This window comes from Streptomyces clavifer, from assembly GCF_036345975.1.
In the GTDB taxonomy this organism is placed as follows: domain Bacteria; phylum Actinomycetota; class Actinomycetes; order Streptomycetales; family Streptomycetaceae; genus Streptomyces; species Streptomyces clavifer.
The window spans coordinates 917,753-930,869 of the sequence record NZ_CP107793.1; the positions used below are offsets into that span (position 1 = coordinate 917,753).

The 13,117-nt window shown below is 71.6% G+C and carries 14 protein-coding genes and 1 riboswitch; of the genes, 3 read left to right on the forward strand and 11 right to left on the reverse strand.

Annotation, left to right across the window (positions count from 1 at the left end; translation table 11 throughout):
• Positions 1 to 138: 138 nt before the first annotated feature.
• From OG927_RS03685 to OG927_RS03730, 10 genes are all read right to left on the reverse strand, one after another.
• Positions 139 to 1,002 (reverse strand): ABC transporter ATP-binding protein, encoded by an 864-nt coding sequence (locus OG927_RS03685; protein WP_319100069.1) that lies wholly within the window; start codon positions 1,000 to 1,002, stop codon positions 139 to 141.
• Positions 1,003 to 1,169: 167 nt separating this feature from the next.
• A complete protein-coding gene (locus tag OG927_RS03690) occupies positions 1,170 to 2,009 on the reverse strand; it encodes a helix-turn-helix domain-containing protein (protein ID WP_372450663.1) in 840 nt (279 codons plus the stop codon).
• A 254-nt stretch (positions 2,010 to 2,263) separates the two neighbouring features.
• The gene (locus OG927_RS03695; protein WP_330319692.1) at positions 2,264 to 3,841 is read right to left on the reverse strand and encodes an alpha/beta hydrolase; all 1,578 of its coding nucleotides are present in this window, start codon (positions 3,839 to 3,841) and stop codon (positions 2,264 to 2,266) included.
• Between the two features lie 150 nt (positions 3,842 to 3,991).
• A complete protein-coding gene (locus OG927_RS03700; protein ID WP_056795537.1) occupies positions 3,992 to 4,777 on the reverse strand; it encodes an urease accessory protein UreD in 786 nt (261 codons plus the stop codon).
• Positions 4,774 to 5,451, reverse strand: coding sequence for an urease accessory protein UreG (gene ureG, locus OG927_RS03705; RefSeq protein WP_056795541.1), 678 nt, complete (start codon positions 5,449 to 5,451; stop codon positions 4,774 to 4,776). Before ureG ends, OG927_RS03700 begins: the two co-directional genes overlap by 4 nt.
• Before the next feature lie 40 nt (positions 5,452 to 5,491).
• A complete protein-coding gene (locus OG927_RS03710) occupies positions 5,492 to 6,157 on the reverse strand; it encodes an urease accessory protein UreF (RefSeq protein ID WP_056795544.1) in 666 nt (221 codons plus the stop codon).
• Positions 6,158 to 6,300: 143 nt separating this feature from the next.
• Positions 6,301 to 8,022, reverse strand: coding sequence for an urease subunit alpha (locus OG927_RS03715; RefSeq protein ID WP_124283048.1), 1,722 nt, complete (start codon positions 8,020 to 8,022; stop codon positions 6,301 to 6,303).
• On the reverse strand, positions 8,015 to 8,326 hold the full coding sequence (locus tag OG927_RS03720; RefSeq protein ID WP_056796027.1) for an urease subunit beta: 312 nt from the start codon (positions 8,324 to 8,326) through the stop codon (positions 8,015 to 8,017). The genes OG927_RS03715 and OG927_RS03720 overlap by 8 nt, the downstream gene beginning before the upstream one ends.
• A 14-nt stretch (positions 8,327 to 8,340) precedes the next feature.
• Positions 8,341 to 8,643 (reverse strand): urease subunit gamma, encoded by a 303-nt coding sequence (locus tag OG927_RS03725; protein ID WP_124283047.1) that lies wholly within the window; start codon positions 8,641 to 8,643, stop codon positions 8,341 to 8,343.
• A 138-nt stretch (positions 8,644 to 8,781) separates the two neighbouring features.
• The gene (locus OG927_RS03730) at positions 8,782 to 9,402 is read right to left on the reverse strand and encodes a TetR/AcrR family transcriptional regulator (protein ID WP_330319693.1); all 621 of its coding nucleotides are present in this window, start codon (positions 9,400 to 9,402) and stop codon (positions 8,782 to 8,784) included.
• Between the two features lie 120 nt (positions 9,403 to 9,522).
• Here OG927_RS03730 and OG927_RS03735 point away from each other — a divergent pair, with 120 nt between their 5' ends.
• From OG927_RS03735 to OG927_RS03745, 3 genes are all read left to right on the forward strand, one after another.
• On the forward strand, positions 9,523 to 10,518 hold the full coding sequence (locus OG927_RS03735; RefSeq protein ID WP_330319694.1) for an ABC transporter permease: 996 nt from the start codon (positions 9,523 to 9,525) through the stop codon (positions 10,516 to 10,518).
• A gap of 554 nt (positions 10,519 to 11,072) precedes the next feature.
• Entirely contained in the window at positions 11,073 to 11,381 is a 309-nt protein-coding gene (locus OG927_RS03740) for a hypothetical protein (RefSeq protein ID WP_056795557.1), read from the forward strand.
• A gap of 365 nt (positions 11,382 to 11,746) precedes the next feature.
• Positions 11,747 to 11,919: riboswitch (cyclic di-AMP (ydaO/yuaA leader) on the forward strand.
• 3 nt (positions 11,920 to 11,922) lie between these two features.
• Entirely contained in the window at positions 11,923 to 12,393 is a 471-nt protein-coding gene (locus OG927_RS03745) for a C40 family peptidase (RefSeq protein ID WP_056795559.1), read from the forward strand.
• 18 nt (positions 12,394 to 12,411) lie between these two features.
• Here OG927_RS03745 and OG927_RS03750 read toward each other — a convergent pair whose 3' ends face one another.
• A complete protein-coding gene (locus OG927_RS03750) occupies positions 12,412 to 13,059 on the reverse strand; it encodes a LysE family translocator (RefSeq protein ID WP_056795562.1) in 648 nt (215 codons plus the stop codon).
• Between the last annotated feature and the right edge of the window lie 58 nt (positions 13,060 to 13,117).

Here is a 13,117-nt window from a genome sequence, read left to right on the forward strand (position 1 = left end):
TGCGGCGGCCGTGCCGCCTCGGGGCGGGATGCCGAATTCTTAGGTCAATAAGTCGATAAGTCGATAGGGAAGGGCGCCGCGTGCGAGGGCCGGTACCGGTCGCGGCACGGACGGTGCGGACCTCGCCGAACCACCGCCTCAGGCGGGGTGCCGCCCGATCGGGTCGATGCGGAGACGGCCCGTGCGGGGGTCGACGCCGACCTCGACCCTGATCTCGTAGACCTCGCGGATGTTCTGCGCGGTGAGGACGTCGGCGGGTGCGCCCGCCGCGTGTACGCGGCCGGAGCGCATCAGGACCAGCGTGTCCGCGACGCGGGACGCCTGGTCGAGGTCGTGCAGCACGACCCCGACCGCGATGCCGTGCTCCTCGACGAGATCGCGCACCAGGTCGAGCGTCTCGATCTGATAGCGCAGGTCCAGATGGTTGGTCGGTTCGTCCAGCAGCACGACGCCGGTGTCCTGGGCCAGGCAGGCCGCGAGCCAGACACGCTGCATCTCACCGCCGGAGAGCTCTCCGACCGGCCGGCCGGCCATGTCCCGCACGCCGGTGACCCCCATCGCGCGGTCGATGGCGCTCCGGTCCTCGGCGGTCGGTCCGGAGAAGCCACGCCGGTACGGGTGGCGTCCGAACGCCACGACCTCCGCGACCGTCAGCCCTTGGGGTGCGGGCCTCGACTGCGAGAACAGCGTGACCTCGCGGGCGAACTGACGGGCACTGAGCAGGGCCGCGTCGCGTTCGGTGGACCCGTCGGGGGTGCCGAGTGTCACCCGGCCGCCGTCCACCCGGTGCAGCCGGGAGAGCGCGCGCAGCAGCGTGGACTTCCCGCTGCCGTTCGGTCCGACCAGGGCAGTCGCGCGGCCGGGCTCCAGGGCCAGCGAGACGCCGTGGACGACCGGTGTGCCGCCGTACCGCAGCACCAGGTCGTGCCCGTTGAGTGCGGCCTTCGGTGTGGCGGGGCCGGCCACGGGGTGACCGGCGCGCCGGTAGGGGCTGGTGAACATCGGTGAGTCCGGACGGTCGCAGGGGCAGGGGCTGCGGCACCCTCCGCCCGGCCTTCACCGACCGGGCAGCGGATTCCCCCCACGCACGGAAAGCACCGCTTGCGGCGAGCAATAACTAAGGGTTGCCTAACTCGAAGAAGAGTATGTTCCGCTTGCGATGTCGGCAATCAGGAGTCATGGACAGGCGATACGGGATTCCGGACATGCGCGGGAGCACCCTCGGCCGTGTCGAAGAACGCGCCCGGCGTGGTTCCCATGACCCTCCGGAAGGAGGCGATGAACGTGCTGGGCTGCGCGTATCCGAGCGTCTCGGAGACGGTCGTCACGTCCAGCCCTTCGGAGAGGAGCATCAACGCCCGGTGCACACGCAGCACTTGCCGCCACTGGGCGAAGGACAGGCCGGTCGCGTGGCGGAAGGCGCGGGTGATCGTACGGTCGCTGATCCCCAGCCACCGCGCCCACTCCTCCAGCGAGCGGCAGTCGGCGGGATCGTCCAGCAGTGCTTCCGCGATGGCGTCGATCCGGGGGTCGCCGGGAAGCTGCAACACGAACTGGTGCTGCGACGGCTGGAGCACGTCGAACACGACCGACTCGGCCCGCTCCCTGGCCTCGGCATCGAGATCCGTACGGGACAGATGGGTCAGCAGCGACTCCAGCAACGGCGTCATCGCGACCGCGCCCGGCTCCTCGAACGTGAACGGCGCGCGATCGGGGTCGAAGAAGGCTGCGTAGAATCTCGCGCCGGCTGTCGCTCTGCCCCCGTGCACCACTCCGGCGGGCATCCACAGCCCGTATCCCTCGGAGACGGTGAAGACGCGGTCCTGGACCCGGGACGTCAGCGTCCCGCCTCGCACCCAGACGAGCTCGTGCCGGGCATGCGAGTGCGGCGCCCACTCCGTGGGGACGCGGGGGACGTGCAGCCCGGCGGTGATGGCGAAGGGCGCTGTCACCTGCTCGGCGGGCGGGGCGACGCGGAGCACCACCGTGCCCGCCTCGCGACGCCACATCCCCGGGCTCGCATCGCCACGGGACGGTCGGACCATGCGATCGAGTCTATCCGGGGCCGTACCGCGGGCCGGGAGGCCCCTGCCCCGCTGTGCACCGGCGAGTGCCCGGATGAGCCGCCCCCGTGGGATGCCCGGTCGGGGATGTGATGCGGGCCGGAGGGCCGCGGGCCCCACGCGGAACCACGAGGAAGCCGCGGAGGGGTGAGCGGGCGGCCGCCGGTCGTCATCGGCCGCCCGCTCACGTCAGGCGGTGATCACGGCTTCGGTGTGGCGTGCGGGCTGCACGTCACGTCGCCACGGTCGGTCCTCCCCGTGAGCAGGTAGGTGTCCACCCGCTCGTTGACGCAGGGGTTGACCAGACCGGTGACTCCGTGGGAGCCGGCGCCCTTCTCGGTGATGAGACGGGAACCCTTGAACCGCTTGTGCAGCTCGACGGCGCCCTCGTACGGAGTGGCGGCGTCCCGCTCGGACTGCACGATCAGCACCGGGGGCAGGCCCTTGCCGGTCCTGACCTCCAGCGGGTTCTGCTGCTTGGCCGACCAGGTCGCACAGGGCAGGTTCATCCAGGCGTTCGCCCAGGTCATGAACGGGTACTTCTGGTGCAGCCGGGTGTTGTCGCGGTCCCACTTCTTCCAGCTGGTGGGCCACTTGGCGTCCGCGCACTCGACCGCCGTGTACACGGCGTTGCTGTTCTCGGAGCGGGCGTTGCCCGCGGTGTCCGACAGGTCGGGGGCGGCGGCATCGATCAGCGCCTGGGTGTCGCCCGCCAGGTAGTCGCTCCAGGTCCGGGCCGTGGGCGCCCAGGCGGAGTCGTAGTACGGCGCTCCCTGGAAGAAGCCGATGAGCTCGGCGGGACCCAGGACGCCACCGATGGGGCTCTTCTTGGCCGCCGCGCGCAGCGTCAGCCACGCCTGCTCGACCTTCTCGGGCGTGTCGCCGATGTGGTAGACGGCGTCGTTGTCGGCGACCCATGCCTTCCAGTCGTCCCAACGCGTCTGGAAGGCGACGTCCTGGTTGAGGTTGGCCTCGTACCAGATGTTGTCCGTAGCCGGGTTGACCACGCTGTCGACGACCATGCGGCGCACATGCGTCGGGAAGAGCGTGCCGTAGACCGCGCCCAGATACGTGCCGTAGGAGACGCCCAGGAAGTTGAGCTTCTCCTCCCCGAGCGCCGCGCGGATGACGTCCAGGTCGCGTGCGGTGTTGGGCGTCGTCATGTGCGGCAGCATGCCGCCGCTGCGCTCGGCGCAGCCGGCCGCGTACTCGGCGGCCAGCTTGCGCTGCGCGCGCTTGTCCGCCTCGCTGTCGGGCACCGGGTCGGCCTTGGGGGCCTTCACGAACTCCTGCGGGTCGATGCACGAGATGGGCGCCGAGTGGCCCACCCCGCGCGGGTCGAAGCCGACGAAGTCGTATGCCTTCGCGGTGTTCGCCCAGAGCGGGTTCTTCGTGACGACGCGCTTCGGGAAGGCCATGCCGGAGCCACCGGGGCCGCCGGGGTTGTAGAGCAGGGCGCCCTGGCGCTCGGCCTTGGTGCCGGTGCTGACGTGCCGGTCGACGGCGAGCTCGATCTGCTTGCCGTGGGGCTTGGCGTAGTCGAGCGGCACGGTCACCCATCCGCACTGGATGGGCGCGGCGATCGCCCAGTCGGCCGGACAGTCCGTCCAGTCGATGCCGGTCTTCGCCGCCCTGGCCGCGGCGAGCTGTACGCCGCGCGCCTCCGTGGACCCGTGGTGACGGTCATCGGCGCCGGCGGCAGGCGCGGCGGTCGCGCCCGCAATCAGCGTCCCCGCGATCAGAGCGCCGGCCGAACCGAGCACTGCTGTGCGTATCAAGTGGAACCTCCCCCTGTGTGTGGCCGCCGGTGGCGGCGCACGTGTTCCTGCGTCCAGCGGATCCTTTCGTCTGTGGGGTGGCTGAGAACAGGGCGGACACCTGTTTCTTTGCCGAACCAATAACCGGTGACCCCTGCCCGCTGAGCGGACTCAGGCTCCGCGGGCCGCCCTCAGGCCGTGCAGCAGCTCTTCCAGGACCTCGTCCAGCAGACAGCGCAGGAGCCGGGCATCGGCGGCCAGTGCCGTCACCAGGACGCCGGGTCCGGCCAGCGGGGTGAGTACGGCGGTGGGGCCGAGCACCCGGGACACGAGCGAAGCGGTCTCGAACACGGGGTCGACCAGCAGCAGTTGCCCCACGGCCCGGTTGCCGCCGAGTACGGCGGCGCCGTCCCACCCTCCGGGCGCCCCGGGTCCGTAGGCCAGCTGCTGGTCGAGCAGCGGACGGCCGGCCCGGTGGACCGTCAGACGGGTGGTGAGGCTGCCGGTGTCCTCTCCGTGCCGGCCCAGGATCTGTTCCTCGCGCAGCACCAGCCGCGCGGTGGTGGCGAGTTCGACCCGGGTGGTCTGGTCGAGCGCGCTGCCGCAGGCCGAGATGAGCTGCTCGGGGAGCCAGCGCAGCTCCGCCCCCTCCCCCGCGCCGAGCCGCAGAGCGTACGAGGCGCGGCCCGCGTCGGGGCCGGCGCCGGGGAGCGCCACCGTGGCCGCCGCGGAGTCCACGGCCAGCAGGGCGCCGTCCTCGGCCCGCGCCTCGATGGCGAGGCGGTCGCCACCGAGGGGTGCGCTCATCGCGCCGACCACGGTGACGCGGGCGTATCCGGGCTCCGGTGATCTGGTGCGGCGCAGGGCGAGCGGCCCTTCGCTCTCCAGCACGGGGAGGGCGGTGGCCCCGCGCCCGTCGGGGACCGCGGTGATCCGCGCGGTGGCCTTGACGCTCATGCGGCCCAGGCGGCGAGCTGCGCCCGCACCCAGTCGGCTACCGGCCCGACCCCCTCGGCGGAGGTGAGGGAGGTGAAGACGACGGGGAGTTCACCGCGCTGCTCCGCGGCGTCGCGGGCCATCCGGCCGAGGTCGGAGCCGACGTACGGGGCGAGATCGGTCTTGTTGATGACGAGGAGGTCGGCGGTGGTGACTCCCGGGCCCCCCTTGCGCGGGATGTCGTCACCGCCCGCGACGTCGATGACGAATACCTGTGCGTCGACGAGCCCTTTGGAGAAGGTGGCGGTGAGGTTGTCGCCGCCGGACTCGACGAGGATCAGGTCGAGGGCCCCCACCGCTTCCTCCAGGTCCTCGACCGCTTCGAGGTTGGCGGAGATGTCGTCGCGGATCGCGGTGTGCGGGCAGGCGCCGGTCTCGACGGCCCGGATCCGCTCGGGCGGCAGGACGGCGTTGCGGAGCAGGAAGGCGGCGTCCTCCCGGGTGTAGATGTCGTTGGTGACGACGGCGATGGACAGCCGGTCGCGCAGGGCACGGCACAGGGCGGCGACGGTCGCGGTCTTGCCCGATCCGACCGGTCCGCCGAGGCCGATGCGCAGGGCGCGCCGGGTGCCGTCGGGACGTGCGGCGTCGGCACTGACGGCTGCGGGACCGTGGTGGGCGTGGTCGAGGTGCATGGGTGCGGCTCCTGGGGGTGACGGCGGAGGGGGGCGGGGTTCAGGAAGCGAACAGGCGGACCGGCCAGGCCGCGTGGGCCTCGGCGGTGATGTCGAGCAACGGGGCCGAGGCGGCGGGCAGCGCGTCGATCCCGTCCCGTGCTGCCGCGGCGGCCTCTTCGGCGACCCGGTCGAGTGCGGGAGCGAGGCGGGCGAGGACGGCGGTGGCCTCGAAGGGGTCGAGCGAGAGCAGCCGGACGACCGCGGTGGCCGGACCGCTCACGGCTTCGTACGCGACGCAGTGTGCGGCGTCCTCCGGCTCCAGGCCCGCCGCACGTGCGGTGAGGCCGAGGACGACGGGCTGATGGGCGCCGCGTGGCCGGGCCGCGGCGAGCGCGGCCAGTTCGGGGCTGGGCCAGGTGGACCGCGCGGCCCGCATGAGCTGACGTCCGAGCTTGCGTCCGACGGCCCGCAGTGCGGGCGACGGTGTACGGACGTCGGCGGCCTGGTCGAGCGCGAGCGGATCGAGGCCGTGCGCCGCCGCGGCGGCGAGCGCGGCGGAGGTGAGTCCGGTGGTGTGGAGCCGGCCCAGGCAGAAGTCCGCCAGGTCCTGGGCGTTGCGGATGCGTCCCGCCTTGACGGCCGGCTCGGCGCCACCGGAGTGGGCGTGGCCACCGGCGGGGAACCGGCCGTCGGCGAGGACGAGCAGGGCGGCGCGCGTCGTCATGGGTGCTGTCCTGCCCTCGGGGGTCGGCGATCGGGATCGTGTGGGACGGGATCGGAAGGGACGGGATCGGAAGGACCAGCGGAGTCGGAGGACTCGGCGGGCTCAACGGGTCATGGGTCCAGAGGGTCGGAGGGGCGGCGTGTTCAGAACAGGAAGTAGCGCTGGGCCATCGGCAGTTCCGCGGCAGGCGCCGGCTCGACCCGCTCCCCGTCGATGGTGACGTCGAAGCTGTCGGGATCGACCCGGACACGAGGCAGGGCGTCGTTCTCCCGCATGTCCGCCTTGGTCACACCGCGGGTGCTGGTGATCGGCACGAACCGCTTGCCGAGCCCCAGCCGTTCGGGCAGCCCGTCCTCGATGGCCGCGGCGGACACGAAGTTGAAGGAGTTGGCAGCGGGGGCCCTGCCCACGGCGCCGAACATCGGCCTGGGCATGACCGGCTGAGGGGTGGGGATCGACGCGTTGGCGTCACCCATCTGCGCGTACGCGATCTGGCCGCCCTTGATCACGGTCTGCGGCTTCACACCGAAGAAGGCCGGGTCCCACAGCACGAGGTCGGCCAGCTTTCCGCTCTCCACCGAGCCGATCTCCCGGTCCAGCCCCTGGGCCACCGCCGGGTTGATGGTGTATTTGGCGACATAGCGACGGGCCCGGTGGTTGTCGGCCGGTCCGTCGCCCGGCAGGGAGCCCCTCCGCCGCTTCATCACATGGGCGGTCTGCCAGGTACGCAGGACCACTTCGCCGATGCGCCCCATCGCCTGGGAGTCCGAGGAGATGATCGAGATGGCGCCGAGGTCGTGGAGGATGTCCTCGGCCGCGATGGTCGAGGGCCGGATCCGGGATTCGGCGAAGGCGAGGTCCTCCGGCACCGCGGGGTTGAGGTGGTGGCAGACCATCAGCATGTCGAGGTGTTCCTCGATGGTGTTGACGGTGTGCGGCCGCGTCGGGTTGGTGGAGCTGGGAAGGACGTACGGCTCCGAGACCACGCTGATGATGTCGGGTGCGTGCCCACCGCCCGCGCCTTCGGTGTGGTAGGCGTGGATGGAGCGACCCGCGATGGCGGCCAGGGTGTCGGCGACGAAGCCCGCCTCGTTGAGCGTGTCCGTGTGGATGGCCAGCTGTGCGCCGGTCTCCTCGCAGACCCCGAGGCAGGCGTCGATGACGGCGGGGGTGGCGCCCCAGTCCTCGTGGATCTTGAACCCCAGTGCTCCGGCCCGCAGTTGGGAGTGCATGGCCTCGCGGGACATCGTGTTGCCCTTGCCGAGAAGACCGATGTTGACGGGATAGGCCTCCAGCGCCTCGAACATCCGGGCGAGGTGCCAGGGGCCCGGGGTGATGGTGGTGGCCTTGGTACCTTCCGCCGGTCCCGTGCCACCGCCGACAAGGGTGGTGATCCCCGCGGAGAGCGCCTGGTCGATCAGGGTCGGCGAGATGAAGTGGACGTGGGCGTCGATGGCCCCCGCGGTGAGGAACTTGCCGTTGCCCGCGATGATCTCGGTCTCGGGACCGATGACCAGGTGGGGATGGACACCGTCCATCGTGTCCGGGTTGCCGGCCTTGCCGATGCCGGTGATCCGGCCGTCGCGGATGCCCAGGTCGGCCTTGACGATGCCCCAGTGGTCGATGATGACGGCGCCGGTGATCACCGTGTCGGGTGCACCTTCGGCGCGGGTGGTGCGCGCCTGGCCCATCGACTCGCGGATCACCTTCCCGCCCCCGAACACGGCTTCGTCACCGGCCCGCCCCGGGCCGCCGCAGCGGTCCTCCTCGATCTCGACGACGAGGTCGGTGTCGGCGAGCCGGATTCGGTCACCGGTGGTGGGCCCGAACAGATCGGCGTACACCGGGCGGCTGAGCTCAGGCATCGAGGGAACCTCCGGTGTCGCCGCGCAGTCCGGGGACGATGCGCAGGCCTGCGAGCGGGACGAGTTCGACGTCGACGGGGATACCGGGCTCGAAGCGCACCGCGGTCCCCGCGGCGATGTGCAGGCGCAGCCCATGGGCGGCCCGGCGGTCGAACTCCAGGCCGGGATTCGCCTCGGCGAAGTGGTAGTGCGAGCCGACCTGGACGGGCCTGTCGGCGGCGTTGAGGACGGTGAGGCGGGTGACGGGGCGCCCCTCGTTGAGCGGCACGGGGGCGTCCGCGTACAGGATCTCTCCGGGAATCATCAGCCGTTCCCCCGTCACACGATCGGGTCGTGCACGGTGACGAGCTTGGTGCCGTCCGGGAAGGTGGCTTCCACCTGGACGTCGTGGATCATCTCCGGGATGCCGTCCATGACGTCCGCGCGGGTGAGCACCTTCCTGCCGGAGGCCATGAGCTCGGCGACCGTCCGGCCGTCGCGGGCACCTTCCAGGAGGTGCGAGGTGATCAGGGCGATCGCCTCGGGATGGTTCAGCCGCAGCCCACGCGCCCTGCGCCTCTCGGCGACGTCGGCCGCCACGTGGATGAGCAGGCGTTCCTGTTCGTGCGGAGTCAGTTGCACGCTTCCACCCTCTTCGTCTTCCGCCCGGTACCGGCCCCGGGCGCAGCGGGACCCTATCCATCTTCAACAGACTGTTGAAGAACGGTCGGGGCTCCGCGGCCAGGTATTGCACGTTAGGGCGGAAGTTTTTCCGGCGCGTTAACTGATCTTTTGCGGATCCATGGACATCAGGCCCCGCAGCCCGTTCTCCAGCACCTCGGGCTCCGCCCCGCCGAACAGCGCCTCCTGGGCCATGAAGCCCTGAGCGGTGGCGATCATCGTGCGGGCGACATCGTCGGCGGGCACGTCGGAGTGCATGATGCCGGCCGCGCGATAGGCATCGACCAGCTTCGCCCAGGCGGCGCGCATGCCGGTGTAACCGCCCTCGAGCGTCGCCGCCAGCCGCTCGTCGCGCAGGGTCTCCGCCCACACCTGAACCATCAGCGCGGCGCACGTACGGCGTTCCAGCCCGTACACCTGCCCGTCGATCACCCTGCGCAGCACCCGGCCGAGCAGGACGTCGGGGGTGGGCGGCGGAGTGAGCTCCGCCGCCTCCTCGAACGCCTGCCGGATGGAGCGGAAGGCCTCGTCGGCGATGGCCGCGATCAGGTCCTCCTTGCTCGCGAAGTAGCGATAGACGGCCCCGGCCGACAGTCCGACCTCCTTCAGCACGTCCTGCATCGATGTGCCGTGGAAGCCGTTGCCGGAGAAACAGCGTGCGGCCCCGGCAAGGATCTGCCGACGACGGGCGTCTAGGTGCTCCTGGGATACGCGTGCCATGACCCAAACCTAAAACGAACGTTCCTTCTTGACAAGGATCCGCCCCGGGCGGACAGTGAAGCCGTCGTAAAACGAACGATCCTTCTCTTTGGATCGCCACTTTCGAATCGAGGCACCCCCATGTCTGCTGCACCGAACCGCCGTGCGGTGGTGATCGTCCTGCTCGTCCCCCTGGCGGTGACGCTCGCCCTCTGGGCCTTCGCATGGCCTGCCGCACGGATCGCGCCGCGCGATCTGCCCGTGGGCGTCGCCGGGTCCGCTGCCGCGGCCGGTCAGCTGCAGGAGCGGTTCCAGCAGCATGAGGGAGCCTTCGAGATCCACCGCTACGACGACGCGGCCGCCGCACGCACCGCGATCGAGAACCGGGTCGTATACGGCGCCGTCGTGGCCACCGGCAAGGGGCCGCAGCTCCTCGTCGCGTCGGCGGCGGGCCCCGTCGTCTCCCAGTTGCTGACCCAGATGGTCGCGGGAGCCTCACCGGCAGGAACCGCCGTACCGGTCACCGATGTCGTCGCGGCCCCGGCGGCAGACCCCCGCGGCAGCGCGCTCGGCGCGAGCATCCTGCCGCTGGCCATCGCCGGGGTCGCCGCCGGCGCGGTCGTGACCTCGATGAAGCTGCGCGGCGCCCGGGCTGCGGTGACCCTGGCCGGCACGGCGGCGCTGGTGGGCATCGCCACCACCGCGGTCACCCACAGCTGGCTCGGCGCGATCACCGGGGCCTGGTGGACGGAGGCCGGCGCCATCGGGCTGACCGTGCTGGCGATCGGCTCGATCGTGGCCGGCCTGGCCACCCTGATCGGCCCGGCGGGGATCGGCCTGGGGTCACTGCTGATCGTGCTGCTGGGCAATTCGTTCTCCGGCGTCACCAGCGCACCCGAGCTGCTCCCCGAGCCGGTCGGCCTGATCGGCCAGTGGCTGCCGCCCGGCGCGGGCGGCTCGCTGCTCCGGTCGGTCGCGTTCTTCGACGGAAGGGGCGCCGGCGGAGCCGTGGCGATCCTGGCGGCCTGGGCTGCGCTCGGCCTGCTCGCCGTCCTCGTCGCCGGCCGCGGGCGCCCGGAGCGGACCGACGGCGCCGCAGCCCCCGCGTCCGAGCCCGATCCCGTACCCGTGGGCTGAGTGTCCTCACACCGGAGCCGGCCGCGCACCCGCCACACCGGAGGGGTGGCCGACTCGTGAGCACCTCGGCCGTTTCGGCGCCGAGGGGGGCCTCTCCCCCTCCCTCCACTCGCCCTGCGGCTCGCTCCACGCCACGACGGCGACGCACGACCCAGGATGCCGCGCCCCCGTCCACGACGTGGAGGCGTTCCTCCTCGGACGGGCCGACCGCGGGTGCGGGGGCGCGGCTCGCGGCCGCCCCGGCCGACCGGGGCGGCGACAGGCACGGGCGGGCCGGGGCGGCGACATGCACGGGCCGGTGGGCGGGTAGTCATACAACAGCCTGCTCCGGACGCTCCGGTGCGGGACCGGCCCCCGGTCTCCGGCTCGGGGAGGGCGAGTTGGTGCGTGTCCACGCGATGCCCGTCGCCGTGCCGGCCCGTCACACGGGTTTTCCGGCGGGAGTTCGACCCGTCGAGCGGCACACCCTCGACGCCCCGGCGTACGGATGCGTGGATCACGCCGTGGAGAACCGCGCACCGCCCCAGTCGCCGCACCCCGCGAGGTGGACCCCGATGCCCTCACCCCAGCTCCCGCCGCTTCCCGCACTGACCCGCGCCGAAGCCGAGTTCATCGACTGCTATCTGGAAGTGCTCGACCAGATCGGCCGGATCAATCCGGCCCGTGGGAGCGACACCTACGGAGCGCTGAGGGCCGCTCAGGCGCTGGCCTCACGGGCCGCCGACCTCCGCGACGCGCTCGCACTCATGCACGACCGGGGCGAGACGCAGATTCACGCGGCCACGCTGGCACGGGCACTGCGACTGCTGGACGGGGAGCGACGCGCAGGCCGGGTCACCATGCCTCCGGATCCGACGAGTTGACAGCTGCCCCACCCCGGATCCCCCGCCCCCGCCGGCTCTCGACGCCCTTTCACGACACGCCCGGTGGGAGGACCAGTTTCGCTCGCTCGTTCGGCGTAGACGCTCGCCCGCACGAGGGACAGTCCAACTTGCGCAGTGTGCGCGGACGCCAAGCGGAATATGTACTTCCGCCGCTGGTACGGGGCTGGTCGGACAACGCCGACGAGGCCCGGAACAGAACCCGTCCACCCGAATGGATCAGTCGTGATGACTCTCACATAACGCCATTTCAGCTCGGAAATCCGGCGGTCCGTGAGTAAAGATCCCTGGGACGACAAGCCCCCGCCACCGCGGCGGGGCGGTCCGGGCGGACGCCGAGTCCTGCCGCTGTCCGGATGCCTGGTCGACAGAAGTGGATCGGCAGGAGTGGAGGACCCGAGCACAACGGGCCGACCGGAATTCCGGGCGGCCCTCGGGGTGAAGCCGCCGTGTGCGGCCGGGCAACTTCGCCAGCCCGAACCCGACAGGTCATCCTTCACAGGCGGCTGACGAAGGGTTGCGCATGACTGCGCAGGTTCATGTCCCGTCTCTGCTTGCCCGGGCCGGAACGGCCTCGGTCCTCACCATCGCTCTGGGTACCACCATGCTGGCGCCCGGCCTCGTCAACGACGCCGAGGCAGCGACCCACTCGACGAAGGCACTCAAGATCGCTGCCTCGAAGAAGGGCTCGCCGTACGGCTACGGCGCCACGGGGCCCAACCGGTTCGACTGCTCGGGCCTCACGCTCTACTCCTTCAAGAAGGCGGGCAAGAAGCTCCCCCGCACGGCCCAGCAGCAGTACAACAAGACCCGCCACCTCACCAAGTCGCAGCGGCAACGCGGCGACCTGGTGTTCTTCCACTCGGGCCGGAGTGTCTACCACGTGGGCATCTACGCCGGCGGGGGGAAGATCTGGCACTCGCCGAAGACCGGTGCCGTGGTCCGGCTGGAGAAGATCTGGTCGAAGAGCGTCTGGTACGGGAGGGTCCGCTGACGGCTGTAGCCACCTGGATCAGTGCAGCAGGGGTCCGGTCACCAGGACGAGGCCCAGTGCGGTGAGCGCCGCGCCGCTGCCGCCCTCGATCGCGCGGGCGGTACGCGGCCGGCGCAGCCACCGGCCGAGACGGTCCACCAGCAGGGCCACGGCCGGGAACCAGACGAGCGCCAGCAGTACGACCATCGACGCGAGCAGCAGGGTCCTGGGAAGGGGCGGCTGCCCGTCGGGGACGAACTGGGGCAGCAGGCTCAGGAAGAGGACGGGCGCCTTGGGGTTCAGGGCGTTGGTGAGGAATCCCTGGCGCAGCGAGCGCCCGGGGCTCATCGGCGCCCTGTCCCCGGCCTCGTCCGAGGACGGGTTCCCCTCCGCCACCGGACCCCGTCGGCGTATCGCGTACAGGGCGCCGAGCCCCAGACAGAGCACGTAGGCACCTCCGAGCAGCTGCACGGTGCGGAAGAGCACGGGCATCGTGACCAGTACGGCGGCCAGACCGGCGACGGCCAGCGCCGTGTGCACGAGCAGGCCCCCGGCGACTCCGACCGCGGTGGCGACCCCGGATCCACGCGAGGCCAGGGCGTTGCGTACGACCACGGTGAAGTCCGCGCCGGGCAGCGCGACCATGCCCGCGGCCACCCCGATGAAGGCGATCAGTTGTGCGTCCATGTGCACACGATGACCCCGTCGGGCCTTTAGCGTGTACTTGCAATCTTCTGGGTCTGCC